This is a genomic window from Halomonas sp. KM072 (assembly GCF_050710315.1).
GTDB classification, from domain to species: domain Bacteria; phylum Pseudomonadota; class Gammaproteobacteria; order Pseudomonadales; family Halomonadaceae; genus Vreelandella; species Vreelandella hamiltonii.
In genome coordinates this window covers 117,045-141,169 of sequence record NZ_CP136132.1, presented here as the reverse complement: position 1 = coordinate 141,169, position 24,125 = coordinate 117,045, and the positions used below count along the sequence as shown (strand labels likewise).

At 61.6% G+C, this 24,125-nt stretch carries 23 protein-coding genes and 2 tRNA genes; 5 read left to right on the top strand and 20 right to left on the bottom strand.

The window, feature by feature from the left end:
- Positions 1–168: 168 nt before the first annotated feature.
- Complete coding sequence (locus RVM26_RS00685; protein ID WP_039181567.1) at positions 169–705, bottom strand: SprT family zinc-dependent metalloprotease; 537 nt, start codon at positions 703–705, stop codon at positions 169–171.
- Positions 706–763: 58 nt separating this feature from the next.
- On the opposite strand from RVM26_RS00685, the gene RVM26_RS00680 reads away from it, so the two are divergent.
- On the top strand, positions 764–1,438 hold the full coding sequence (locus RVM26_RS00680) for a YecA/YgfB family protein (protein WP_189462520.1): 675 nt from the start codon (positions 764–766) through the stop codon (positions 1,436–1,438).
- A 4-nt stretch (positions 1,439–1,442) separates the two neighbouring features.
- Here the strand turns inward: RVM26_RS00680 and RVM26_RS00675 are convergent, their stop codons facing one another.
- The 7 genes from RVM26_RS00675 to ampD form a co-directional block, all read right to left on the bottom strand.
- Positions 1,443–2,564 (bottom strand): phospholipase D-like domain-containing protein, encoded by a 1,122-nt coding sequence (locus RVM26_RS00675; RefSeq protein ID WP_498940187.1) that lies wholly within the window; start codon positions 2,562–2,564, stop codon positions 1,443–1,445.
- A gap of 37 nt (positions 2,565–2,601) precedes the next feature.
- The gene (locus tag RVM26_RS00670; protein WP_287805095.1) at positions 2,602–3,312 is read right to left on the bottom strand and encodes a class I SAM-dependent methyltransferase; all 711 of its coding nucleotides are present in this window, start codon (positions 3,310–3,312) and stop codon (positions 2,602–2,604) included.
- Positions 3,309–4,013 carry a tRNA (adenosine(37)-N6)-threonylcarbamoyltransferase complex dimerization subunit type 1 TsaB gene (gene tsaB / locus RVM26_RS00665; protein ID WP_096921458.1) on the bottom strand — a complete coding sequence of 235 codons (705 nt, stop codon included), beginning with the start codon at positions 4,011–4,013 and terminating at the stop codon, positions 3,309–3,311. Before tsaB ends, RVM26_RS00670 begins: the two co-directional genes overlap by 4 nt.
- A gap of 115 nt (positions 4,014–4,128) precedes the next feature.
- Entirely contained in the window at positions 4,129–4,782 is a 654-nt protein-coding gene (gene adk / locus RVM26_RS00660) for an adenylate kinase (protein ID WP_287805097.1), read from the bottom strand.
- 247 nt (positions 4,783–5,029) lie between these two features.
- Positions 5,030–7,042: a pyruvate dehydrogenase complex dihydrolipoyllysine-residue acetyltransferase gene (gene aceF, locus RVM26_RS00655; RefSeq protein ID WP_287805099.1), complete on the bottom strand. Its 2,013-nt coding sequence runs from the start codon at positions 7,040–7,042 to the stop codon at positions 5,030–5,032.
- 58 nt (positions 7,043–7,100) lie between these two features.
- Complete coding sequence (gene aceE, locus RVM26_RS00650) at positions 7,101–9,773, bottom strand: pyruvate dehydrogenase (acetyl-transferring), homodimeric type (RefSeq protein WP_498940183.1); 2,673 nt, start codon at positions 9,771–9,773, stop codon at positions 7,101–7,103.
- 374 nt (positions 9,774–10,147) lie between these two features.
- Positions 10,148–10,744 (bottom strand): N-acetylmuramoyl-L-alanine amidase, encoded by a 597-nt coding sequence (ampD, locus tag RVM26_RS00645; protein WP_498940182.1) that lies wholly within the window; start codon positions 10,742–10,744, stop codon positions 10,148–10,150.
- An 83-nt stretch (positions 10,745–10,827) separates the two neighbouring features.
- On the opposite strand from ampD, the gene nadC reads away from it, so the two are divergent.
- Positions 10,828–11,682 carry a carboxylating nicotinate-nucleotide diphosphorylase gene (nadC, locus tag RVM26_RS00640; protein ID WP_287805104.1) on the top strand — a complete coding sequence of 285 codons (855 nt, stop codon included), beginning with the start codon at positions 10,828–10,830 and terminating at the stop codon, positions 11,680–11,682.
- 3 nt (positions 11,683–11,685) lie between these two features.
- Here the strand turns inward: nadC and RVM26_RS00635 are convergent, their stop codons facing one another.
- Positions 11,686–12,216 (bottom strand): GNAT family N-acetyltransferase, encoded by a 531-nt coding sequence (locus RVM26_RS00635; RefSeq protein WP_287805106.1) that lies wholly within the window; start codon positions 12,214–12,216, stop codon positions 11,686–11,688.
- Between the two features lie 173 nt (positions 12,217–12,389).
- On the opposite strand from RVM26_RS00635, the gene tsaA reads away from it, so the two are divergent.
- Positions 12,390–13,130: a tRNA (N6-threonylcarbamoyladenosine(37)-N6)-methyltransferase gene (gene tsaA, locus RVM26_RS00630; RefSeq protein ID WP_498940180.1), complete on the top strand. Its 741-nt coding sequence runs from the start codon at positions 12,390–12,392 to the stop codon at positions 13,128–13,130.
- A 40-nt stretch (positions 13,131–13,170) separates the two neighbouring features.
- Here tsaA and purC read toward each other — a convergent pair whose 3' ends face one another.
- The 3 genes from purC to dapA all read right to left on the bottom strand — a co-directional run bounded on the left by purC (position 13,171) and on the right by dapA (position 15,867).
- Entirely contained in the window at positions 13,171–13,887 is a 717-nt protein-coding gene (gene purC, locus RVM26_RS00625) for a phosphoribosylaminoimidazolesuccinocarboxamide synthase (RefSeq protein WP_498940178.1), read from the bottom strand.
- Positions 13,888–13,918: 31 nt separating this feature from the next.
- Entirely contained in the window at positions 13,919–14,899 is a 981-nt protein-coding gene (locus tag RVM26_RS00620; protein ID WP_039181603.1) for an outer membrane protein assembly factor BamC, read from the bottom strand.
- Between the two features lie 83 nt (positions 14,900–14,982).
- On the bottom strand, positions 14,983–15,867 hold the full coding sequence (dapA, locus tag RVM26_RS00615) for a 4-hydroxy-tetrahydrodipicolinate synthase (RefSeq protein WP_287805112.1): 885 nt from the start codon (positions 15,865–15,867) through the stop codon (positions 14,983–14,985).
- 269 nt (positions 15,868–16,136) lie between these two features.
- Between dapA and RVM26_RS00610 the strand changes: the two genes are divergently transcribed.
- Entirely contained in the window at positions 16,137–16,610 is a 474-nt protein-coding gene (locus RVM26_RS00610; protein WP_498940175.1) for a peroxiredoxin, read from the top strand.
- Between the two features lie 66 nt (positions 16,611–16,676).
- On the opposite strand, the gene RVM26_RS00605 is transcribed toward RVM26_RS00610, so the two are convergent.
- Together RVM26_RS00605 and RVM26_RS00600 are read right to left on the bottom strand one after the other, a co-directional pair.
- On the bottom strand, positions 16,677–17,777 hold the full coding sequence (locus tag RVM26_RS00605; RefSeq protein ID WP_287805115.1) for an AI-2E family transporter: 1,101 nt from the start codon (positions 17,775–17,777) through the stop codon (positions 16,677–16,679).
- Entirely contained in the window at positions 17,774–18,052 is a 279-nt protein-coding gene (locus RVM26_RS00600) for a sulfurtransferase TusA family protein (RefSeq protein WP_096921464.1), read from the bottom strand. Before RVM26_RS00600 ends, RVM26_RS00605 begins: the two co-directional genes overlap by 4 nt.
- A 215-nt stretch (positions 18,053–18,267) precedes the next feature.
- Here RVM26_RS00600 and RVM26_RS00595 point away from each other — a divergent pair, with 215 nt between their 5' ends.
- Positions 18,268–19,728 carry a M48 family metalloprotease gene (locus RVM26_RS00595; protein ID WP_287805118.1) on the top strand — a complete coding sequence of 487 codons (1,461 nt, stop codon included), beginning with the start codon at positions 18,268–18,270 and terminating at the stop codon, positions 19,726–19,728.
- A 76-nt stretch (positions 19,729–19,804) separates the two neighbouring features.
- Here the strand turns inward: RVM26_RS00595 and nadA are convergent, their stop codons facing one another.
- From nadA to RVM26_RS00565, 6 genes are all read right to left on the bottom strand, one after another.
- A complete protein-coding gene (gene nadA / locus RVM26_RS00590; protein ID WP_498940173.1) occupies positions 19,805–20,833 on the bottom strand; it encodes a quinolinate synthase in 1,029 nt (342 codons plus the stop codon).
- A gap of 337 nt (positions 20,834–21,170) precedes the next feature.
- Positions 21,171–21,246, bottom strand: a tRNA-Lys gene (locus tag RVM26_RS00585).
- An 85-nt stretch (positions 21,247–21,331) separates the two neighbouring features.
- Positions 21,332–21,407, bottom strand: a tRNA-Lys gene (locus RVM26_RS00580).
- Positions 21,408–21,522: 115 nt separating this feature from the next.
- Positions 21,523–22,392: a 23S rRNA pseudouridine(2605) synthase RluB gene (gene rluB, locus RVM26_RS00575; RefSeq protein ID WP_016916149.1), complete on the bottom strand. Its 870-nt coding sequence runs from the start codon at positions 22,390–22,392 to the stop codon at positions 21,523–21,525.
- Entirely contained in the window at positions 22,379–23,167 is a 789-nt protein-coding gene (gene scpB, locus RVM26_RS00570) for an SMC-Scp complex subunit ScpB (protein WP_096921466.1), read from the bottom strand. Before scpB ends, rluB begins: the two co-directional genes overlap by 14 nt.
- Positions 23,164–24,108, bottom strand: coding sequence for a segregation and condensation protein A (locus RVM26_RS00565; RefSeq protein ID WP_287805124.1), 945 nt, complete (start codon positions 24,106–24,108; stop codon positions 23,164–23,166). The genes scpB and RVM26_RS00565 overlap by 4 nt, the downstream gene beginning before the upstream one ends.
- Between the last annotated feature and the right edge of the window lie 17 nt (positions 24,109–24,125).

Below are 24,125 nucleotides of genomic sequence, written 5' to 3'. Positions count from 1 at the left end.
TCCGTGAAAATGCACTCTCGTGGAAGTTGTGTCGGTCTTGTTATTGGTGGTACCGACCCGGCTAATCTTTACCTAGCATAAACCTCCCGATGATGGCTTCCCCTTAGACATTGGTATTAACATTTTTATTTTAAAAAACATACACTTAAAACATATTTCCGAGATCCATCAAGTACTGTAGACCAAGGTCTGATGACAATGTCGGCAGCGATATCGCTGCCCTTTTACCACTAAGGCATGACGTCTGGCCGTAAAAGCGTGGGTCTGGCAAGCGCACTGGTAGCGGTAGGGCCGCGACTGCGCTTGCCCGATATCGAAACGGTGGGTAACCCGGGGTTCCAGCCCAAACAGGTCACGCATGACGGTCTGCCACTCCCGGCCATGGGGTTTCAAACGGGTGCCGTTGGCCAAGTGAAAGACCAGCCAGTGGGCCATTTCATGGGGGATCACCTCGTCGAAGAAGGCCATGCGGTTGGCCGCCATCAGCACGGGATTGAAGCGCAGCCCTTGTCTGCCCCAGTGGGCCTGCCCAGCCCCTGCGCCCTTCAGGTCGAACCAGACGCCGGGAGTAGGTAGCGTCGGATACACTTCCCGACAGCGGGCCAGCGCTTCCGCGACCCGTTCACGGGCGGCGGAAGCCAGCGCGGGTGGTGACAACGCTTCCAGCTCATCAGCAGGCCAGGAAGGCAGTGGTGTGGTGTTCATTAGTGATAAACTAACCGTCAAGATGTTGTTCGATTCAAGATACCCGATGAGGCTTTTCATGGCAGAGCGCAACAACGAGCCCCCCGCAACCGCTTCCGACAGCGTGCCCCCCCAGCCGCTGCTGGAAGATGAGCAGCTGGACAGGCTGGACGACTTTCTCGATTCGGACCGCGTGGGCGAAGATGCCCTGGACCTGATTTCGGCCCATGGCTTTCTGGTGGCCCTGGCCGTGGCGCCCAGCGAACAGCCCCGCGACGCGTGGCTTGCCGAGCTCTTTCAGGGCGAGCCCAACTACCAGGACGACGCCGAACGCGACGAGGTCACGCACCTCCTCTGCCTGCTGCGTGATAACGCCATGGCGGTGCTGGAGCAAGGCGGCCTGCCGGAGCTGCCCTTCGAGCTGACCCTGGATGGCCTGCCCGCCGAAGAGACGCCCATCGGCGACTGGTGCGCAGGCTTCATGGAAGGCGTGTTCAGCGACGAAAGCGCCTGGTTCCAGGAAGACGAAGAGGCTGCGGCCACCCTGCTGCTGCCCTTCATGCTGCTCTCGGGTCTGTTTGATGACGAACCCGACATGGCCGAGATGGCCAGTGACCAGGCCAATCAGGAAGCGCTGGTGGCCCAGCTACCCGAACTGGTGCTCGACCTGTACCTGCACTACCGCGTGCCCCCGGAAACGCCCAAACCCAAGCCCCGCAAGAAAACCCCTGCCAAAGGCAAAAAGCGCAGGTAAACCGCTACTTGAGCCGCGTCACCAGGCCATCCAGCGCGCCATATACCCACTCCCGGGCGCGCTGCCACCAGGGCCGCGTGGCCCAGGCATGGGCATCCACCTCGTCACTGGCCGCAAAGTTGCGCTCGAACAGCTCGCGCACGTCGCTGGCGAAGGCAGCATCCTCCACCTCCTGATTGGCTTCCAGGTTCCAGTGCAGGTTCCAGTGGTCAAAGTTGCAGGAGCCCAGGCTCACCCAGTCGTCGGCCAGCACGAACTTGGCATGAATGAAGGTTGGCTTGAATTCGAAGATGCGCACGCCTGCTTTCAGCAAGCTGTGGTAAAAGCGTTGGCCTGCGTAACGCACGCCGGGGTGGTCATGCTTGGCACCGGGTAGCAGCAGGCGAACGTCCACCCCGCGTTTGGCCGCGCGCACCAGCCGCCGACGCAGCGAAAAGGTCGGCACGAAATAGGGCGTACATAGCCACAGCCGTTGGCGAGACTGGTGGACCCGCGCGTAGAGTGAGTGCCGAATGGCCTGGTAGCGATAGCCACGACCCGAGATGACCCTGCCCCTGACACCCTCTTCGTGCGGCTCGGCTACCCGCGCCTCCGGCAGTGCCAGACGCGGCCCTTGCGGGGAGGCATAGCGGGTCAGCCGCGAACGCCACAAGCGACGAAACAGCGCCTCCCAGTCGGCCACCACGGGCCCTTCGACCCGGGCGGCAATTTCGTACCAGGCCTCCAGGAATTCATCCACCGCGCCAAACCCGCCCGTGAAGGCTACCTCGCCATCCACCACCACGATCTTGCGATGGTCACGACTCAGGTTGCGTGCCAGCGAGTGGAAGCCAATCGGGTTGAACAGCTGCAAGGCCACACCTGCCTCCTGCAGCCGCTCACGATCTTCGCGGTCCAGCCCCATGGCGCCATAGCCATCCAGCAGTACATACACCTGCACGCCACGCGCGGCCGCAGCCACCAGCACATTGATCATCTGGTCGGCCAACTCACCCGACTCCATCAGATAAAGCTCTACGAAAACATAGTGCTGGGCCTGATGGACCGCATCGAACATGGCTGGCAGAAAGCGCGATGCTTCCGGCAGCAGAATCACACGGTTACCTTCTCGCCACGCGTACTGCATAGAGACTCCTTCTCTTGCGCCATGCCTGCAGGCCGCCTCAGCGGCTCAAGGAGCGGTGAACGTACAGGTCATAGCGGCTGGTTTTGCCTTCGATTGTATGCTGCGGCGCAGGGCCGGCAATAGGCGGCGCTTTACGGGGGCGCTTGACCACCACCCGGTGAGTGGCCACCGCCAGCGCCGCTTCCAGCAGGCGCGGGGCGTCATCATCCTCCCCGGCCAGTTCACGAAACAGGCGCATTTCCTTCTTCACCAGCGCCGATTTCTCGCGATGGGGAAACATGGGGTCCAGGTGCACGACCTGCGGGGTGAACTCGGCGCTGGCCACCAGCGCCGCCAGCGTCTCACAGGCATCGCCATGACGCAGCTGCATGCGCGCGGTGATGGGCGCCGTCTCGGCGTCCCTGGCCGCCCGGGCCAGGCCATCCTCCAGCAGCGCGGCAATGGCCTGTACGCGCTCGATCATCAGCACCTCGGCACCCAGGCTAGCCAACACGAATGCGTCACGCCCGAGCCCTGCCGTGGCGTCCACGATGCTCGGCGTCACGCCTTTGGAAAGCCCGCACGCCTTGGCCACCAGCTGGCCGCGCCCACCGCCGAACTGACGCCGATGGGCCGCCTTGCCGGACACGAAATCGACGCTCAAGGGCTTGCCGTACTGGCGCTCGTCGCCGACCAGCGCCAATCGGCCATCGCGCTCTTCCAGCGTCAGCCCGGCGGGCAGCGCTATCGGTGGGCGCGCCGGGCTCATGCCGGCTTTTTCCAGGCCACGTCGTTACGCAGGTAGACGGGCTGCGCTTCATGGGCGGCGACACCCAACCCCGCGTCCAGGTCCCGCGCGGCCAGCCAGGCCATCTCTTCGGCGCGCGGCTCCAGGTCGTCGCTGAGGTGCTGGGTCATGCCCACATGCACTCCCACATCGAAAGCGTCCCAAAGCGCAAAGCCCGAGCCGACTCCGACCCAGTCGGTTTCATCGGATGGCAGTCTAAAAGCGCCTGGGGCCAGTACTCGCTCATCGCTTTGCGGGCTGACCACGTCATTCAGGCAGTGCCAGCTGGCCACGTAAATTTCACCCATTCGGGCATCCAGCGCGGTCACCACATGGCGAAAGTGATAACGGCGATGCACCTGCAGGGCCAGGGCCTCCAACGTCGAGATGCCCAGCAGCGGGCGCTCCAGGCCGAAGGCCAACCCCTGGGCCGCCCCGGCGGCAATGCGCAGGCCGGTAAAGGAGCCCGGCCCACGGCCAAACGCAACGGCATCCAGCTGCCCGGGCGCAATGGCGGCAGCAGCCAGCAGCTCGTCGACCATCGGCATCAAGCGTTTGGTATGGGCACGCGGCGTCATTTCGTAACGCGCCAGGCACTCGGACTGATCATTCTCCTGACGCAGCAGCGCGGCAGAGCAGGCACTGGAGGAGGCATCCAATGCCAGAAGATATCGCGACGACATAACCGTGTTGCACTCCGAAATAAATAGGCCGCTAGTATACCGCCTGGCGGCCTTGACGACGATGGCCCGCAGGGCACCTGCGGGCCATCGTCATTCGAGCAGTCTGTTACCAGGCTCAGTTCAGCGCTTCTTTCACCTGGCGGGTGATATCGGCCACGCTGCCCACTCCTTCCACGCGGTGGTATTGGGGTGCCGCAGACGGGTCCTCTTTGGCCCACCGCTGGTAGTAGTCCACCAGCGGCGCGGTTTGTTCGTGGTAGACCGACAGGCGGTTACGCACCGTGGACTCCTGATCGTCTTCCCGCTGGATCAGCGCTTCACCGGTCACATCGTCTTTACCCGGTTCTTTGGGCGGATTGTGCTCGATGTGATACACGCGACCAGAGGCCGGGTGTACGCGGCGACCCGCCAAACGGCTGACGATCTCTTCATCCGGCACGGCGATTTCCAGCACGTGATCGAGCTTCACGCCGCCTTCTTTCATGGCATCGGCCTGAGGAATGGTGCGGGGGAATCCGTCAAACAGGAAACCGTTGGCGCAGTCCGGCTGGCTGATGCGCTCCTTGACCAGGTCGATGATGATCTCGTCGGACACCAGCCCACCACTGTTCATGATCTCCTTGACCTTGAGCCCCAGCTCAGTGCCGTCCTTGATGGCGGTGCGCAGCATATCCCCGGTGGAAATTTGGGGAATCTTGAACTGCTCACAAATAAACTGAGCTTGAGTCCCCTTCCCCGCGCCGGGGGCACCCAACAGGATTAAACGCATGGCACTGCTCCTTGAATGTTCGTACTTGATTGGTGGTGATCGAATAAATCAATGAATCGACAATAACGGTGCCGTTCAGGCGACACAACTCCCCAAAAGCCTGAAAGGCCGATTATTTTGCGTTTTTTCAAGCGAAAACAGCAAAGTGGCGATGGCTAGTACTTTGGTCACGCTGGTTTTCTGCTGACGCCACAGAAACACAAGCGGCGCCCATAGGGGCGCCGCTTGTGGCTTGCTCGTGGTCTGATTACAGCAACAGACGACGGATATCGGTGAGCACGTCTGCCAGGAAGGCAGTAAAGCGTGCCGCATCGGCACCGTTGATCGCCCGGTGGTCATAGGAGAGCGACAGCGGCATCATCAAGCGCGGCTGGAAGGCACTGCCATCCCACACCGGCTTCATTTGCGCTTTCGACACGCCCAGGATCGCCACTTCAGGCGCATTGACGATAGGCGTGAAGGCCGTGCCACCAATCGAGCCCAGGCTCGAAATGGTGAAGCAGCCACCGGTCATCTCGTCGCGCTTGAGCTTCTTGGTCTGCGCTTTCTTGCCCAGCTCTGCCATTTCCTTGGCGATCTCGATCAAGGACTTCTTGTCGGCATCGCGCAGTACGGGCACCATCAGGCCATCCGGCGTATCCACCGCGATACCGATATGCACGTACTTCTTCCAGACCAGCGTATCGCCGTCGCCTTTCAGACTGACGTTGAACTGCGGGTACTTGCGCAGCGCAAAGGCACACGCCTTGACCAAAAACGGCAGCGGCGTGAGCTTCGCACCCTGGGCTTCGGCCTCGGCCTTCATCGCCTTGCGGAAGTCTTCCAGCTCGGTGATATCGGCTTCGTCGAACTGGGTGACGTGAGGCACGTTGAGCCAGCTGCGATGCAGATTGGTCGCCCCCATCTTGAGCAGGCGGCCCATCGGCTTCTCTTCCACTTCACCGAACTGGCTGAAGTCGACTTCCGGCACGGCAGGAATACCCGCGCCACCTGACGCTGCCGGTGCGGCGGCCTGGGCGCTGCCCTGGTTGGCCATCACCTGCTTGACGTAGGCCTGCACGTCTTCCTTGAGCACGCGCTCTTTCGGGCCGCTGGGCTTCACCAGCCCCAGGTCGACACCCAGCTCGCGGGCCAGCATGCGTACCGCCGGGCCAGCATGTACCAGCTTGCCATCGCGCGGCTTATGGGACGCCATTTGCGCTTCGGGGCTTGGCGTGCCTGCTGGCGATTGAGCCGGCTTGGCACTCGATGGGCTAGCGCTACTTTGCGGTGCCTTTTCAGGCGCTGCTTTTTTCGGCGCCGACTTTTTGGTACCGGCGACTTCGATATAACCGATCACGTCGCCTTCAGAAACGGTGTCACCCTCTTTCACGGTCAGCTCTAGGAGCTTTCCTTTATAAGGGCTCGGCACGTCCATGGAGGCTTTGTCGGATTCTAAGGTGATCAGCGGGTCTTCTTCGTTAACCTCATCACCGGCAGCCACACCGATTTCAATGATCGGCACGTCAGAAGAGCCGGATAGGTCCGGCACGCGAATCTCTTTACGCTCCGGCTCGCCGCTACCGCTCTCCTCTTCGGCACTCTCTTCTTCAGCCGCTTCTTCTTCGGCGGGTTCGCTGGCAGGGGCAGGCTGTTCGGCCTTGGCAGGCTCTTCGTCGGCAGCGTCATCGCCACCGGCGATTTCCATCTTGCCGATGACATCGCCTTCCGACACGGTATCGCCTTCCTTGACGGTCAAGGAGACGATTTTTCCGCTATGCGGGCTGGGCACGTCCATGGAAGCCTTGTCGGACTCCAGCGTGATCAGCGTGTCTTCGGCGTTGACGTCGTCGCCTTCGCCAACGGCCACTTCGATGATCTCGACATTGTCGGAACCACCCAGGTCAGGCACCTTGATATCAACGGTCTGCTTGCCACCGCTGGCTTTTTTCGCTGCCGGTGCAGGGGCCTCTTCCTGCTTGGGCGCAGGCGCTTCCTCGGCGGCACTGTCAGCCTTGGCTTCCGGTTCGGCATCGCCGCCGCCTTCCACTTCCAGCTCGACGATGTCGTCTCCCTCGGAGACCTTGTCGCCCTCTTTCACCAACACTTTGATCACCTTGCCACCTTTCGGGGCCGGTACATCCATGCTGGCTTTGTCGGATTCCAGAGTGATCAGGGTGTCTTCCGCTTCGATGACGTCGCCTTCTGACACCGCAATCTCGATGATTTCGACATCGGTATCGCCACCGATGTCGGGAACTTTGATGATTTCGCTACTCAAGGTCGCGCTCCTTCCAAATCGGATCGAGCCGGCGGGCAGTGGCCCGCCGGGCAGCGGTTTAGCTGGTCAGCGGGTTGGGCTTGTTGGCATCGATGCCGTACTTCTTCAGCGCTTCGCCAACGTGCTTGCGATCAATTTCACCGCGATCGGCCAGGGCGCGCAGCGCCGCAACGGTCACGAAGTAGCGATCCACTTCGAAGAAGTAGCGCAGCTTCTCGCGGGTATCGGAACGGCCAAAGCCATCGGTGCCCAATACGGTGTAGTCGTTGGGTACCCAGGCGCGTACCTGGTCCGCATACAGTTTCATGTAGTCGGTAGAGGCAATCACCGGGCCATCACGACCTTCCAGGCACTGGGTCACGTGGGGCTTGCTGGCCTCGGCGTCCGGGTTCAGGAAGGCTTCGCGCTCCAGCAGCAGCGCTTCGCGGCGCAGCTCGTTGAAGCTGGTGACGCTCCAGATATCGGCCCCGATGCCCCAGTCGTTGGTCAGCAGCTCGGCAGCGGCTTCGACTTCACGCAGGATGGTGCCCGACCCCAGCAGCTGAACGCGGCCTTTGTCACCCTGAGTTTCCTTGAGCAGATACATACCCTTGACGATATCGTCGGCGGGGACGCTCTCGAGCTCGGGGTGCTCGTAGTTCTCGTTCATGACGGTGAGGTAGTAGAAGCAATTCTCTTTGTCCGTGAACATGCGCTTCAGACCATCCTGCACGATGACCGAGACTTCGTGAGCATAAGTCGGGTCGTAGCTGCGGCAGTTGGGGATGGTAGACGCCTGGATCAGGCTGTGACCATCCTGGTGCTGCAGGCCTTCGCCGTTGAGCGTGGTACGCCCGGCAGTGCCGCCGACCATAAAGCCACGCGCCTGCAGGTCGCCTGCGGCCCAGGCCAAATCACCAATACGCTGGAAGCCGAACATCGAGTAGTAGATGTAGAACGGCAGCAAGGTGACGTTGTTGTTGCTGTAGGAGGTCGCGGCGGCGATCCACGCCGACATCGCGCCTGCCTCTGTAATGCCTTCCTCGAGTACCTGACCTTTCTGGTCCTCGCGGTAGTACATGATCTGGCCTTTATCGACCGGCTCGTACTTCTGACCTTCGGCAGTGTAGATACCCAGCTGGCGGAACATGCCTTCCATACCGAAGGTACGGGCCTCATCGGGGACAATCGGCACAACCTGCTTGCCCAGCTGCTTGTCTTTCACCAGGCCGTTCAGGATACGCACGAAGGCCATGGTGGTCGAAATTTCGCGGCCTTTGGAACCGCCCATCTGGGAAGCAAACGTCTTGTCTTCCAGGCTGGGGATGTTCAGCGCTTCGAAATCGCTGCGGCGGCTCGGCAGGTAGCCGTTGAGACGCTCGCGCTGCAGGTGCATGTACTTGAGCTCGGGAGAGTCCTCTTCCGGCTTGTAGTACGGGACTTCCTTGAGCTGTTCGTCGGTGAGCGGAATGCCGAAGCGGTCGCGGAATTTCTTCAGCGCTTCGTACTCCATGCTCTTGACCTGGTGGGCTTCGTTGGCGGCTTCGCCATCGCCGCTGCCCATGCCGTAACCTTTGACGGTATGCGCCAGGATCACCGTGGGCTTGCCGTTGGTGGTGTTGACCGCTTCGTGGTAAGCCGCGTAGACCTTGAACGGGTCGTGGCCACCCCGGTTGAGCTTCCAGATATCCTCGTCGGAGAGGTCTTTGACCATCGCTTCGGTTTCTGGGTACTTACCAAAGAAGTGCTCACGGGTGTAAGCACCGCCGTTCGCTTTGTAGTTCTGGTACTCGCCGTCGACCGCCTCGTCCATGCGCTTCTGAAGGATGCCTTTCTTGTCCTTCTCGAACAGCGGATCCCAGAGACGACCCCAAACGACCTTGATCACGTTCCAGCCGGCACCGCGGAAGACGCCTTCGAACTCGTCCATGACGCGAGAGTTGCCGCGCACCGGGCCGTCCAGACGCTGCAGGTTGCAGTTGATGACGAAGATCAGGTTGTCCAGATTTTCGCGGCCAGCCAGCGAGATGGCACCCAGCGATTCCGGCTCGTCGCACTCGCCGTCGCCCATGAAGCACCAGATCTTGCGGTCTTTCATGTCTTTCAGTTCACGGTGATGCAGGTACTTCATCACGTGAGCCTGATAGATGGCCTGAATCGGGCCAAGCCCCATGGATACCGTGGGGAACTGCCAGTAGTCAGGCATCAGCCAGGGGTGGGGGTAAGACGACAGGCCGTCACCATCCACTTCACGGCGGAACTTGTCCATCTGCTCTTCGGTCAGACGGCCTTCCAGGTAGGAACGTGCGTAGATACCCGGTGCCACGTGGCCCTGGATATAGATCAGGTCGCCTTCGAAATCACCCTTGGGGGCGCGGAAGAAGTGGTTGAAGCCCACATCGTACAGCGTGGCCGACGACATGAAACTTGCAATGTGACCACCCAGCCCAGGATTGGCACGGTTGTTTCGAATGACCTGAGCAATGGCGTTGTAACGGATCAGGGAGCGAATGCGACGCTCCATGAACAGATCGCCAGGCATCGGGGCTTCGCGATGAACCGGTATCGTGTTGCGGTGGGGGGTTGTCACCGAGAAGGGCACCTTCATCCCGTCCCGGCGCAGGCGATCCGCCAAGCGGGTCATCAGGTAGCGGGCGCGATCTTCGCCCTCACGATCCAGTACCGATTCCAGGGATTCCAGCCACTCCGTGGTTTCGACCGGATCGAGATCTTCTCTTGTCTCCAGACTCATAGAGGTCTCTCCGAATGACGATAAATGACAATGAGCCCCGCCAACCCTTCGGGCCTGGGGCGGCTGCGGTGTTTGGCCACCACAGGCCTGTGAATAGCCGACGCGATGCATCGAGCAGGGGATTTTCACCCTACATTCAATGAGCTACGCTTTCATGAATGTAGTTAAGCTACAGGTATTTGGTAAAAATTAGCCTTTTGTATATGCGAAGATACCGCAAAGTCGCCACGCTGCCAATTCCGGCACGCCGCAAAAAGCCATCGAAAACAAACTATTGCACTGCAACATAAGCGCTTTATAGGACCTTGGTCGCTACGACTTAGGATACCTTCGTGTAACCAAACTACCGTTTCATTTGTTGCTAAAAGAACCACTTATTCGCCACGTTTCACCGTGTCATGGGTGGCCGCCATCAAGCGCTGGCGGAAATAGGCCCAGTCGAAGGCGGGGCCGGGGTCGGTCTTGCGCAAAGGTGCTACATGGGCATGGCTGGTGATCCGCTCAGCGGTCAATGCCGGGTAACACGCCATCAGCCAGTGCGTGGCCTCGACCAGTGACGCATACTGCGCCTTGCTGAACGGTGTCTGGTCATCGCCTTCCAGCTCGATTCCCACGGAGAAGTCGTTCAAGCGTGTCCGCCATGCCTGCGTAGCCGGGTCCCACCAGCGCGATTGCCCGGCGTGCCAGGCGCGCTGGTCGACGTCGACGAACTGAACGCACTCGCCATCGCGGCGAATCAGCAGATGCGCCGACACCCGCAGGTGCGCAATAGTGGCGAAGAAAGGGTGTGCGTCGGGCACCAGCCGATTGGTGAACAGCGCCTCGATGGCGTGACCCGAGAATTGCCCGGGGGGCAGGCTGATCGCGTGAAGCAACAGCAGCGACACTTCGTGCTCGGGCCGCGCATCCTGGTTGGGTGACACGACCTGCCGAGCTTTGGCCCACTGGCCGCGGGATGCGAGTTGGTTCATTCGGCTTACTTGCTCCTCTACGTTAGCGTTGTGTTTCACTATAATGCCTTTCACCCAAGATCACGCTTCGAGAACCCACTGCTATGCATTATCAAACCGCGCTTGATGAAGAGATTCGCACCTGCGTTCCCCGCTGGCTGGCGGAAGACCTGGGCACCGGGGACATCACTGCACTGCTGATCCCTGAGAGCCAGTGGGCCACCGCCAAGGTGATCACCCGCGAACCGGCGGTACTCTGTGGTGTTGCCTGGGTCGAGGAAATTTTCCGCTGTCTGGACGAGCGCGTCACGCTGCGCTGGCAGGCCAGCGATGGCGACATGCTGGAGGCCCAGCAGTGTTTTCTGGAGCTCGAAGGCCCCGCCCGCAGCCTGCTGACCGGCGAGCGCGCTGCGCTGAACATTCTGCAGACGCTGTCTGCCACGGCCACCGCCACTCGCCGCTATGTAGACCTGATCGAAGGCACCGGCGTACGCCTGCTGGACACCCGCAAAACGCTGCCGGGGCTACGCTTGGCACAAAAGTACGCGGTCACCTGTGGCGGTGGCCATAATCACCGCCTGGGCCTGTGGGATGCCTTCTTGATCAAGGAGAATCACATCGCAGCCTGTGGTGGCATTCAGGCCGCCGTGGCGCAGGCCCGCAAACTGGCCAGCGACGTACCGGTGGAAGTGGAAGTCGAAACCTTCGAAGAGCTGGACCAGGCGCTGGCAGCGGGCGCCGATATCGTCATGCTGGACAATTTCGACATCGAAGACCTGCACGTAGCGGTAGAGATCAATGGGGGACGCGCCACCCTGGAAGCCTCCGGCAACGTCGATGACACGACGCTGAAAGCCATTGCCGACACCGGGGTGGACTGCATTTCCAGCGGCGCGCTCACCAAGGATGTGGCCTCCGTCGACCTGTCGATGCGCATCACCCAGACCTTCAACGTTTGATCGTCAGGTTTCCACCGCGCTGAGCTGCTTCACCAACCGGTAGCGCTGAAGCATTTCACCGCTGCGCTCGACCCACTGCTCGCCGAGGTTATCGTAGCCACGGCGCTGCAGTCGTTCGAGCAGCATCCGGCTGGCTTCGATCTCTACCTGCGAAACGCTATGCTCCAGCAGAATGCGCTCGGCATGGATCAACAGCGTGGTGCCGATGCCACGCCCCGCCAGTGATGGCCAGACGTAGAGCGTTTCAATGCGCCCGCCGCTCACGTCCAGCTCGAGAAAGCCAACGCAGCGGCCATCGCAGGCGGCCACCAGCGTTGTGTAGAGCGTCTGACGCGCCGCCCAGGCAGTGGCTTCACGGGGCAGTGCTTGCGCCCAGGCACGCCGCTCGGCCAGCCCATAATGATTGGCCGCGCCTTGCATGACGGCGTGATAGAACACCTCGGCCTGGTCGGCGGCGTCCTTGGCCAGCGCCGCGCGATACGTGACGCGGGCCGTTGGCGTGGCCGCCGGTGAAGAAGGATCGATGTTTGACATGCGTTGCCTCAATGGGATGACGCTGGCCGTCAAGCGCAGCGCTGTGTCGGTTCCGTTGGCTAGTCTATACTCATCGCCCTGGCGGGCAACCCATGCCAGCCGAGCTTGAATTCATCGAACGTGCGGCGCCATGTCACCACGCAACAGTGCGCTCACACGCAAAAGGGAGTGCCATGCACGATCCTCGGGGCCTTGGGCCGTTTTCGATCACGCCCATTGGCCATATCATCAGCGACTACCCGGACAAGTTCGGCGTGCCTCGCCAGCCTGGCCTGGCCCCGGCCGCCAATGCTCGCCTGGTACTGGCCCACCCTTTCGACGACCCACTGACCGTGCGCGGACTGGAAGACTTCAGCCACCTGTGGGTATCGTTCATCTTTCACCAAAGTCCCGAGCGCTGGTCGCCCCTGGTACGCCCGCCCAGGCTGGGGGGGAACCGCAAAGTGGGCGTCTTCGCCAGCCGCAGCACCCATCGCCCCAATCGGCTGGGGTTGTCGCTGGTTGCACTCTCCGGCATCGAGACCGGGCCCGGCGTGACGCTTCACCTGGCGGGCTGTGATCTGGTCAGCGGCACCCCCGTGGTGGACATCAAGCCCTATCTGCCCTGGGCAGAGGCCGTCCCCAGCGCTCAGGCGGGATTTGCCCCCCAACCGCCGGAAACGGTGGCCGTGGTGTTCTCGCCAGAGGCTCACGGCGCACTGTCCGAGCGGCAAGATGGCGCGTCGCTGCGGGCGCTGATCGAGCAGGTGCTTGGCCAAGACCCACGCCCCGCCTATCAGCGGGGCGGACAGGCCGAACGTCTTTACGGGGTGCGCCTGCGCAATGTCGATGTGCGCTTTCGGGCGCTGACCGCCGCCGAAAACGACGCCACCACCCTGGAGGTGGTGGCGATAGAGCCCGAAGACCGCAAGTGACCATGGCGCCAGCGAGCGGCCCCATGGCAAGCCTGACGGATCAGGTGGGGAAGGTGATACCCAGGCGACGGCCGACTTCTTCATAGGCCTCGATGACCCCGCCCAACCCCTGACGGAAGCGATCCTTATCGAGCTTCTCACGGGTATTGGCATCCCACAGGCGGCAGCCATCCGGGGAGAACTCGTCGCCCAGCACGACTTCGCCCTTGAAGAGACCGAACTCCAGCTTGTAGTCCACCAGCAGCATGTCGCCCTCGGCGAACAGCTGCTTGAGGATGTGATTCACCTTGAAGGTGAGCGCCTTCATCTTGCTCAGCTGTTCCGGCGTGGCCCAGCCAAAGGTTTCAGCCAGCGACTCGTTGATCATCGGGTCGCCCTTCTCGTCGTTCTTCAGGAACAGTTCGAAGGTAGGCGGATTGAGCGCAATGCCCTCTTCCACGCCCAGACGCTTCACCAGCCCACCCGCAGCGATATTACGCACGACACACTCGACAGGAATCATCTCCATCTTCTTGACCAGACTTTCGGTATCGGAAATCTGCTTTTCGAAGTGGGTGGGAATGCCGCCCTCTTCCAGACGCTGCATGATGTAGGCATTGAAGATGTTGTTCACCATGCCTTTACGGGCGAGCGCCTCTTTCTTCTTGCCATCGAAGGCACTGGTATCGTCACGAAAGTGCAGTACCAGCAAGTCAGGGTCGTCAGTGGTGTATACGGATTTTGCCTTACCGGCGTAGAGTTCCTGGCGCTTTTCCATGGGGGCTCCGTCTAAAATCGAGGTCTAAGAGTTAACGTAAGTAGCCGGAGACACGCTCAAGCAACTCGCGCTGGTCATCAGCGCTGAATCCACGCTCGCTGGCATTGATGGCGCGCAGTACGGTCTGGTTGCCCTCCGGCTGGAGCACGAGGCGAATATTCTGAGACATGCGGCGCACGTCCTGACTGAACACGATCTGCAGCGGGTTACGCCCACGCTCGGTCTCGGTCATGTACTCGACCAGGAACTCGTAGTCATCAGCCGAGGCCTCAAGCAGGTCACGCTGACCTTCCTGAGTGAAGTCCAGCGCCAGGTAGTGGTTCATTTCGGCCCACACGCGCTCGATGGGCTGCGGTATCAGAACTTCCCACTCATCGCCCTGCTGACGCATTTGCAACGTTTGCTCACTGGCAAGACGTTGAGCGGTCCAGGAGGATGCGCTGGCCGTTGCGCTACGCGCACCGAGGTACTGCTCCAACGCGGCCACACAGCTCTCGACACTCTGGCCACCCTGCTCGCAGCGCACTTCGCTGCTGCCGGCACGCAGTGCGCTCTGCAAGCGCAACGTGGCTTGAGGCGTGACGATGACGCCCTGAGTAGCGCTGCTTTCCTGAACGCCCAACTGGCGACTGCGCACGAATGCCTCGAGCTGCGGCCATACCGCGCCCGTATCCGCCGCGACTACCAACCAGACCTGATCACCCGCCTGGCGACGCTCGACGTACTCAGGCTCCAGCCCACTGCCCAGTGCCAGCGACTGAGGAGGCCCAATACGCGCTGCTTCATCGACACGAGCACCTTGAAGCCCCGCCTGAGGAATCGGCATGGCATCACGATAACGCTGAGCATTGCGCGTTTCCGGCAAAACGAGAGGCGGCGCTGGGGCGGCTTCGGTGTAGTCCAGGTTGCGGTCGTGGTAGTAACCGTCACGCGCACAGCCCGCCAGCGTGACGGTTGCGGCCAGCGCCAGCGGAATCCATTTCAGCGCACGTTTTTCTAGCACAGAGCTCATCAAGCCACCTTAACAGTCAACAGGTCATTTACCCGGCAAGGCACCTTGTCACCGGGTAGCAAATGCGTTCGCAGCGCCTGGGGTTACTCCTTGATCACACCCGCCAGTTGCAGCGCTTCGTTTACCGTACCGTGATACTTTTCGGACAGCCAGGTCAGCGGCAGACGAATGCCCTGCTCCATGTACCCCATACGGTTCAGGGCCCATTTGACGGGGATCGGGTTGGACTCGACACCCAGATTGGTATGCAGCGGCATCAGGCGCGTATTGATCTGATGGGCCTTGTCGGCATCCCCCGCCACCGCGGCGACACACAGCTCGTGCATCGCCTTGGGCGCCACATTGGCGGTGACCGAAATGTCGCCATGTCCGCCCATCAGCATGAAATCACAAGCCGTGGCATCGTCACCGGAGTAGAGCATGAAGCCGCTGCCTTTCAGGCGAGAGATTAGATCCTCGGCGCGCTCAAGGTTCCCGGTGGCATCCTTCAAGCCGATGATGTTGTCCACCTCGGCCAGGCGAATCACGGTTTCGTTGTAGAGGTCCGAGCAGGTGCGCCCCGGCACGTTATAAAGAATGACCGGCAGTTTGCTGCCCTTGGCCACCGCCTTGAAGTGCTGGTACAGGCCTTCCTGAGTAGGCTTGTTATAGTAAGGGCACACGGAGAGGCAGTAGTCGGCGCCTACTTCGCTGGCATAGCGCGCCAGCTCGACCGCTTCGGAGGTGGCATTCGCGCCGGTACCGGCAATGACCGGGATACGCCCATTGACCTCTTCCACGACGCTACGGATCACATCGAAGTGCTCGGCAAACGACATGGTGGTGGGCTCACCGGTGGTGCCAGCGGCCACGATAGCGTCGGTACCGTTCTCGAGATGGAAGTTCACCAGGCGACGAAGCGCCTCCCAGTCGATGTCGCCATTGACCTTCATCGGCGTCGCCAGGGCGACAATGCTGCCTGTGATCATCCGTATTTTCCTCACCTGCAAAAAGTGGAGCTCGACCGGCCAAGCGGGGTGGCATGGTCCATGATCGAGTAAAAGACGCGGCGCGGATACCTCGAAGGACACGATGACCCCGCCTGTAAAAAGCAAATGGTACTCAGGCGATTCGAGCCTGTACAGCGTAAAGCACGTAGAGTTTACCACCGAGACTTGCCAAACCAGAACGATTCGCTTTGACAGCACGGCGGCGCATGCGTGTAATCTTGGTGAACCCCTATCTGTGAGGAGCTTGTATGTCACTCGAAATTGGCCAACCCGTTCCCGACTTTTCGGCCAGCGCCACTGGCGAAACCACCATTACGCTGTCCGAACTGCGCGGCCAGCAGGTGGTGATATTTTTCTATCCCAAGGCCAGCACACCGGGCTGCACCACCGAAGGTGGCGACTTTCGTGATCGCAAGGCGGCCTTCGATGCCGCGAACACCGTAGTCATCGGCGTTTCTCGAGACGGCCTGCGCGCCCAGGAGAATTTCAAGGCGAAGCAGGACTTCAATTTTGCGCTGATCTCGGACAAGGACGAAGCGGTCTGTCAGCTGTTTGACGTCATCAAGCTGAAGAAGATGTACGGCAAGGAGCACCTGGGCGTCGAGCGCAGCACGTTTCTCATCGACAAGGACGGCAAGCTGGCCAAAGCGTGGCGTGGCGTCAAGGTGCCCGGTCATGCGGAAGAGGTGCTGGCAGCAGCTCAAGCACTGCACGCCGAATAACCGGCCCTGAAGGCTCGTTGAGCCATGGCACCGGGACAGCATCCGGTGCCACTTGGCAAGCCCTCGTCAATCGGCCTTCAGCTCTATCTGCTCACGCAGCTCCTGATGCTCCTCCAGCCCTCTGGGCCAGGCAAAGACCAGCGCCTTGAGCAGAGTCGCCAACGGAATGGCGAAAAAGACCCCCCAAAACCCCCAGATGCCGCCAAAGAACAGCACGGCCACGATGATCGAGACCGGGTGGATGTTATTGGTCTCGGAAAACAGCACCGGCGCCAGCACGTTGCCATCCAGGGCCTGGATGATGCCGTAGGCCAGCAGCACGTAGGCAAACTGCTCGCTCACGCCGAAGTGGAAGACCGCCACCGCCGCCACGGGAATGGTGGCCACCGCAGCGCCGATGTAAGGCACCAGCACGGACAAGCCCACCAGCACGGCCAACAGCGCCGTATAAGGCAGCCCAAACAAGGAAAAGGTCAGGTACGAGACCGTACCGACAATGACGATTTCGATGGCCTTGCCTCGGATGTAGTTGGCGATCTGGCGATCCATCTCCTGCCAGATACGCGTCAACAGCGAGCGCTTTTGCGGCAGCAGCGAGAGCGCAAACCCCACCAGCGCCTCGCGATCCTTGAGCATGAAAAACACCAGAATGGGCACCAGCACCAGATAAATGATCAACAACATCACGTTACCCAGCGACGACAGCGACAGCGTCAAGACGCGCTGCCCTACCTGGCTGATCTCGCGTCCGGCCACCCCGATCCAGCTCTGCATCTGATCAGGCGTGACCAGGTTGGGGAAGCGCGCCTGCAGCTCATCCAGCCATATCTGCGCCGTGGCAAACATGCGTGGCGTCTCCTGCACCAGCCCCACCAGCTGGTTCCATATCAACGGCATCAGGATGAACGCCATGGTCAGCAACACGCTGACGAAGGCCACGAACACGATGATGACCGCCAACAGGTGAGGCACACCTCGCCGAGTCAGCCCGTTGACCAGCCCCTGTAGCAAAAACGCCAGCACCAATGAGGTGAAGAACGGCGCCAGCATGCGTCCAAACATGATGATGGCCGCCAACCCTGCGATCAGCACCACCAGCAGAACCAGTGCTTCTTCATCGGAAAAATAGCGTTCGATCCAGCTCCTGAGAATGGCGCGCATGGTCATGAGCAAGCCACCCCGGCTTTGCGTAGCCAGAACACGTAGATCTCGCCCTGCTGGGCTCTGGCTTCCAATCGATGGTCACTCAGCTCGGCGAAGGAAGCGACGTCGCGCCAGGAGCCCGCATCGGTGGCACGAATCTCCAGCAGCTGCCCGGCAGACAAGCCAGCCAGCGCCTGCTTGGCTTTCAACAGCGGCAACGGGCAGTGCAGCCCGGTAGCGTCCAGTACCGCATCGGGCTCTACCCCCTCGGCCAGCGCGGATGCTATTTGCTCAGACATACCCTCTCCCTAGTGAAAGCGCTATCACACATGACGAAAACAGCTCATCGCTACATAACCGCCGTATTGTTGCATACACTGTTCGGACGATGACCAACCTGACTCGATTTAACGGCACTTCCTTGCCCGAATCAATGTCACACGCTGTGTTTGCAGCGACGCATTTGCAACAACTGCTGCAACAACTGCAGCAACCAACCACCACGAGGGATGCCATGGCGCACCTTAAGACTGCTACGCCACGCCTGGCCTGCGTACTGGCCCTGCTGCTGGGCACTGCTGGCCTCAGCGCGCCAGCGCATAGCAGCGACAGCTACCAGCTGCCCACTTTGGGAGGGACCTCTACCTCGGTGAGCAACGAGGAGTATCGCCTGGGCCGTGCCTGGCTGCGCCAGTTCAGGGCCCATGCACCCCAGTGGCAGGACCCCATCGTCAACGACTACCTGGAAAGCCTGGTGGCCAGGCTGGCGCCCCATAGTCAGCTGGGCAGTCTGCAGACGACCACCGTAATGGTCGATAACCGCTCGCTCAACGCCTTTGCCGTGCCCGGTGGTGTGGTAGGTATCAACTCGGGGCTATTTGCCTTTGCCGAGGATGAAGGCGCCTTCATTTCCGTCATCGCCCACGAGCTGGGGCACCTCTCCCAGCGCCACTTTGCGCGCGGCAGCGCCCGGGCAGAACAGACGCAACTGCCCGCCATGGCCGCCATGCTGGCGGGCATGCTGATTGCCGCCAGCGGCGGTGGCGATGCCGGTATCGCCACCGCCATGGGCTCCCAGGCGGCACTGATTCAGGACCAGCTCAGCTATTCGCGGCGCTTCGAGCAGGAAGCCGACCGTGTGGGCCTGCAAGCCATGGCCGCCGCCGGTTACGACCCCGAAGCCATGGTGCGCATGTTTGGTGCCATGCAGCGCATGGCGCGCCTGCAGGGCGGCACGCCCCCGGAATTTCTGCTGACCCACCCGGTCTCCGACAGCCGCTTGAGCGATGCTCAGGCACGGGCAGCACAGCTCAGCGTCGCCAACCGTTATACCAGCGACACGCTGTACGACATGATGCGCGCCCGGGCACTGCTCAGCATTCATCGTAACAGCCCTCAACAAGCAGCTTCTCGCCTCACGCAAGAGGGCGCCGAGGAGCCCGCCCTGCGCTACGTCTCGGCCCTGATCGATGCGCAAAACGGCCAGACCGATCAGGCGCTCCAGACCCTGGATCGGTTGGCCAGCGAGCTGCCGGACTACGCCATGCTGCCCGCCTCGGCCGCCCAGGTAGCCCTGCAGGCCCAGCGCTACGACGATGCCATCCAGCGCAGTCAGCGGCTGCTGCGACTGATGCCCAACTACCTCCCCGCCCAGCTCACCCTGGCAGAAGCGCAGCTGCAACGCGACCCCCAGGCAGCCTACACGCTGTTGCGAGAGGTCACGGCGCGCCACCCGGACAACCCTCAGGGGTTCAACCTGCTGGCGGAAGCGGCTGGCCGCAGTGGCCACAATGCCTGGGGGCACCTGGCCCGCGCCGAGCATTTGCAGCTCACCGGCAGAATGGATAGCGGTATTCGCCAACTGGGCATCGCCCGAGACGCTGCCCAGCAGGAGAACGACCAGCAGGCGCTGGCGCGCATCGAGCAGCGCCGCGAGGCGTTCATCGAATACCGAGAGGCGCTGGAAAGGTTTTAGCCGCGCTGCCCAGCCAAATACGACTAGGCCCGGCGCCAAAGGGCGCCGGGCCTAGTGCATTCACGCCAGGCAGAGCCTATGCGTTGAAGTTCAGCATCCGCTCCAGCGGCTTGAGCGCCTGCTGACGCAAGGCCGCATCGACGAAAATTTCGCCGCTGCCTTCCCGCAGCGCGCCCGCCAGGTTATCCAGCGCGTTCATCGCCATCCACGGGCAGTGAGCACAGCTACGGCAGGTGGCCCCATTGCCTGCGGTCGGCGCTTCGAACAGCGTCTTGCCCGGCACGGCCTGCTGCATCTTGAAGAAGATGCCGCGGTCGGTGGCCACGATCAGCTTTTCGTTGGGCAGGGTTTTCGCCGCCTTGATCAGTTGCGAGGTGGAACCCGCCACATCGGCCAGCTTGACGACGGCCTCCGGCGACTCCGGGTGCACCAGCACGGCGGCATCTGGGTAGAGGCGCTTTAGATCCTCGATACCTCTCGCCTTGAACTCCTCGTGCACGATGCAGGCACCGTCCCACATCAACATGTCGGCGCCGGTTTTTTTCTGGATGTAGCCCCCCAGATGCTTGTCGGGTGCCCAGAGAATTTTTTCCCCGTTGGCCTGCAGGTGTTCGATCACTTCGACGGCGATCGAGGAGGTCACGACCCAGTCGGCACGCGCCTTGACGGCCGCCGAAGTGTTGGCGTAGACCACCACCGTGCGATCCGGGTGGGCGTCGCAAAACGCGCTGAATTCGTCGATGGGGCAGCCGATATCCAGTGAGCAGGTGGCCTCCAGAGTGGGCATCAGCACCCGCTTTTCCGGGGAGAGGATCTTGGCCGTCTCACCCATGAAGCGCACCCCGGCCACCACCAGAGTGGTGGCGTCGTGACGAGCGCCAAACCGGGCCATTTCGAGGGAGTCAGCTACGCAGCCACCAGTCTCTTCGGCCAACTGCTGAATGGCGTCGTCGGTATAGTAATGCGCCACAAGCACGGCGTTGTTCGCCTTGAGCAACTGCTTGATCTCAGCCACTCGCGCTTCGTCTTCCGCCGGGATGCGCGTTGGGCAGTACGGGCTGGGAAGCGGTGCCTCCAGCGCCACTTGAGAAGTCAGAATAGTCATCGTGTCTACCACTGTGACGAACAGGGAATCCCCCCGTTAAACACCAGTTGCGACGTATGCGCTCCGCATGCGCCGCCCTCGGGGCAACTGGCCGCTGCGTCTGTCGCACTCGCCGGTTGCCGATCTGGCCTGCTACTGCGGGCCAGCGCTGCCGAGCATGATCGACAGCCAAATCCACACATCGTTACAGGTCCATTGTGGTGGACAAGTATTGCCTGCTGCAAGCAGAACCGCACGCTGCAGTGCGGCATGGTTTGCCGATGCACCCTGCCCATCGCCAGTCCAGAACGCGCATAGCAGAACGCCCCTGGCAGCAAGCTACCAGGGGCGTTGAATTTGGTGGGTCGTGTAGGATTCGAACCTACGACCAATTGATTAAAAGTCAACTGCTCTACCAACTGAGCTAACGACCCAAATCCTGCTGCTTTTCTGAGGGCTTTCGCCGCTCTGTACGGCGTTACCATAGTGCATCGCCTGGTAACATCGCCGCTGTTCGAATGGTGGGTCGTGTAGGATTCGAACCTACGACCAATTGATTAAAAGTCAACTGCTCTACCAACTGAGCTAACGACCCGTCCGAACGGATGCATATAGTACGGATCACACCCGACAATAGCAAGCCTTTTTTGTCTTTCGTCTAAAAAAACCGCGCGGTGCTCGGTGTCCCCACACCGCGCGGCGAGCATCGCTTAACGACGCTTGGGCTTGCGCATGGCCTGAACCGGGCGACGCTTGTGCTTGTCGCGACTCCAGCGGTTTTTCTCGTCCGGCGTCAGCTCGGGCACCTTGCGGGTTTCCAGGTGCGCCAGGGTCGCCAGATCGTCGACTTCGTCCTGGGAAAGCTCTACCCACTCGCCCGCCTTGGCACGCTTGTCGAGGAAGATATTACCGTAGCGCACGCGCTTCAGGCGGCTGACGGTGAGCCCCTGGGACTCCCACAAGCGGCGCACTTCGCGGTTGCGGCCTTCCAGAATCACCACGTGGAACCAGGTGTTGATACCTTCGCCACCAAACTCCTGCACGTCGGTGAAACGGGCGGGGCCGTCTTCCAGCATGACGCCATCTACCATGGCGACGATATGCTCTCGCTTGACGTCGCCCATGACCCGCACCGCGTACTCACGCTCCACCTGGGTGGAGGGGTGCATCAAGCGGTTGGCCAGTTCACCGTCGGTGGTGAACAGCAGCAGGCCGCTGGTATTGATATCCAGCCGCCCGATGGCAATCCAGCGCTCGCCTTTCAGGCGCGGCAGACGCTCGAAGACCGTGCGACGGCCTTCCGGGTCCTTGCGGGTACACAGCTCGCCTTCCGGCTTGTTGTACATGATGACCCGACGCGGCACTTCTTCTTCCGGGCGCAGCGTGACCGGGCGGTCATCGAAGCTGACCTTGTCGCGGGCTTCCACGCGGTCACCCAGCTTGGCCACCTGACTGTTCACCTTCACCCGGCCATCGGCAATCGCGGTTTCCATTTCACGGCGGGAGCCAAGGCCCGCACGGGCCAGCACTTTCTGCAGTTTTTCGCTGGTGGGCGGCGTGGTGTTGTTACTCTGACTCATGGTCGTCTGACCTCACATCGTTGGTCTGCGTGCCCGCGTCCTCATCTCGACGCTGGGCACGTGCCGCAAGCCGTGCCTCCAGATCGGCAAAGCTCAGCGGCTGGGTTAACGCCGTCTCGGCGTGGGGGTCGGCACTCGCTGCCGACGTGTTCTGATCTTGCTGGGGTGGCGCATCCTGCACGGTTTCGACGGCTTCGTCCAGTGCGACATGCGTCGCCGCGGGCGGTTCCTCAGCCAATGCTTCTTCGTCGGCGGCCACCAGCGTGTGCATGGGCGGCAAGGCATCCAGCGTCTTGAGCCCGAAGTCATCCAGAAAGCTGCGCGTCGTGGCATACACGGCGGGACGCCCCGGCACGTCGCGGTGCCCGACGATGCGTACCCAGCCCCGCTCCATCAGCGTGCGAATGATCGAGCTGCTGACGCTGACGCCCCGTACTTCCTCGATATCGCCCCGGGTCACCGGCTGGCGATAGGCAATCAGCGCCAGGGTTTCCAGCAGGGCACGGGAGTAGCGCTGGGGGCGCTCATCCCACAGCCGCGACACCCAGTGCGACAGCCGCGGGCGAATGCGCAGCTGAAAACCCGAGGCCGTTTCGACCAGTTCCAGCGCCCCGTCCTCGTGGCGCCGGGCCAACCGCGCGAGGGCGTCGCGCAGCGCCTTGCGAGACGGGCACTCATCCTCCAGAAACAGCGTCTCCAGCCGCTCCACGGGCAGCGGTTCTCCGGCCGCCAGCAGCGCGGCTTCGACAATATCGTCCAACGTGGTGTCTCTCACCGTGACTCCTCGTCAGGTTCGAAGGCAGACTCTTCGTCCGCAGGGTCATCACTTTCCCGCGCAAAGGGGTCCTCGTCCCCATCGGCCAGCGCCGCCTGCCGAGCACGCACATGGATCGGCGACAGCGGCGCGTTCTGGACGATTTCGATCATCGACTCCTTGGCCAGCTCCAGAATGGCCATGAACGTCACGACGACCCCTGCCCGCCCCTCCTCCAGGGAGAACAGCGCTTCGAAGGGGGTATAGCGCCCATGGGTGCCATCTTCGTGCAAGCGCTCCATGATCTTCAGCATGCGCTCCCGGGTCGAGAGCACCTCTCGGCTGATCTGATGGGCCTGGGCCAGCTCGGCCCGCTTGAGAATGTCCGACAGCGCGCCCAGCAGTTCGTCCAGCTCGACATCGGGATGAATCACGCGGGTTTCCAGCGGTGGCAGGCCCGCCTGCACACTGAACCAGTCCCGGCCCACCCTGGGCAGGGCATCCAGCGCTTCAGCGGCCTCCTTGAGACGCTCGTACTCCTGCAGGCGGCGTATCAGCTCCGCCCGGGGGTCCTCTTCTTCCTCGCCTTCCGCCTTGGGGGGGCGCGGCAGCAGCGTGCGTGATTTTATCTCGGCCAGCATGGCCGCCATCAACAGGTACTCGCCGGCCAGCTCGATCTCCATGGCCTTCATCATCTCCACGTACTCGATGTACTGATGGGTGATCACCGCCACGTTGACACTCAGAATGTCGAGATTCTGCCGACGAATCAGATACAGCAGCAGATCCAGCGGCCCCTCGAACGCTTCCAGGAAGACCCGGAGCGCTTCGGGGGGAATATAGAGATCTTCCGGCAGCTGCGTAATGGGTTCATCGAACAGGCGCCCAAGGGCCTCCACGGTGGGCTCCACCGTAGAAGGCATCGCGTCTTGATCCGGCACGGCGCTGGGCGTCTCGCTCACGCGGGTCGAGTCCTTGT

What these genes read in the sequence shown, in the direction of transcription:
- RVM26_RS00600 (WP_096921464.1), bottom strand. Translation starts at nt 18,052, where the DNA reads ATGTCTGAGCAAATAGCATCCGCGCTGGCCGAGGGGGTAGAGCCCGAT.
- nadA (WP_498940173.1), bottom strand. Translation starts at nt 20,833, where the DNA reads ATGACTATTCTGACTTCTCAAGTGGCGCTGGAGGCACCGCTTCCCAGC.
- RVM26_RS00675 (WP_498940187.1), bottom strand. Translation starts at nt 2,564, where the DNA reads ATGCAGTACGCGTGGCGAGAAGGTAACCGTGTGATTCTGCTGCCGGAA.
- tsaB (WP_096921458.1), bottom strand. Translation starts at nt 4,013, where the DNA reads ATGTCGTCGCGATATCTTCTGGCATTGGATGCCTCCTCCAGTGCCTGC.
- dapA (WP_287805112.1), bottom strand. Translation starts at nt 15,867, where the DNA reads ATGATCACAGGCAGCATTGTCGCCCTGGCGACGCCGATGAAGGTCAAT.
- nadC (WP_287805104.1), top strand. Translation starts at nt 10,828, where the DNA reads ATGCATTATCAAACCGCGCTTGATGAAGAGATTCGCACCTGCGTTCCC.
- ampD (WP_498940182.1), bottom strand. Translation starts at nt 10,744, where the DNA reads ATGAACCAACTCGCATCCCGCGGCCAGTGGGCCAAAGCTCGGCAGGTC.
- RVM26_RS00670 (WP_287805095.1), bottom strand. Translation starts at nt 3,312, where the DNA reads ATGAGCCCGGCGCGCCCACCGATAGCGCTGCCCGCCGGGCTGACGCTG.
- RVM26_RS00635 (WP_287805106.1), bottom strand. Translation starts at nt 12,216, where the DNA reads ATGTCAAACATCGATCCTTCTTCACCGGCGGCCACGCCAACGGCCCGC.
- aceE (WP_498940183.1), bottom strand. Translation starts at nt 9,773, where the DNA reads ATGAGTCTGGAGACAAGAGAAGATCTCGATCCGGTCGAAACCACGGAG.
- RVM26_RS00680 (WP_189462520.1), top strand. Translation starts at nt 764, where the DNA reads ATGGCAGAGCGCAACAACGAGCCCCCCGCAACCGCTTCCGACAGCGTG.
- purC (WP_498940178.1), bottom strand. Translation starts at nt 13,887, where the DNA reads ATGGAAAAGCGCCAGGAACTCTACGCCGGTAAGGCAAAATCCGTATAC.
- RVM26_RS00595 (WP_287805118.1), top strand. Translation starts at nt 18,268, where the DNA reads ATGGCGCACCTTAAGACTGCTACGCCACGCCTGGCCTGCGTACTGGCC.
- tsaA (WP_498940180.1), top strand. Translation starts at nt 12,390, where the DNA reads ATGCACGATCCTCGGGGCCTTGGGCCGTTTTCGATCACGCCCATTGGC.
- RVM26_RS00620 (WP_039181603.1), bottom strand. Translation starts at nt 14,899, where the DNA reads ATGAGCTCTGTGCTAGAAAAACGTGCGCTGAAATGGATTCCGCTGGCG.
- rluB (WP_016916149.1), bottom strand. Translation starts at nt 22,392, where the DNA reads ATGAGTCAGAGTAACAACACCACGCCGCCCACCAGCGAAAAACTGCAG.
- RVM26_RS00605 (WP_287805115.1), bottom strand. Translation starts at nt 17,777, where the DNA reads ATGACCATGCGCGCCATTCTCAGGAGCTGGATCGAACGCTATTTTTCC.
- RVM26_RS00685 (WP_039181567.1), bottom strand. Translation starts at nt 705, where the DNA reads ATGAACACCACACCACTGCCTTCCTGGCCTGCTGATGAGCTGGAAGCG.
- adk (WP_287805097.1), bottom strand. Translation starts at nt 4,782, where the DNA reads ATGCGTTTAATCCTGTTGGGTGCCCCCGGCGCGGGGAAGGGGACTCAA.
- RVM26_RS00610 (WP_498940175.1), top strand. Translation starts at nt 16,137, where the DNA reads ATGTCACTCGAAATTGGCCAACCCGTTCCCGACTTTTCGGCCAGCGCC.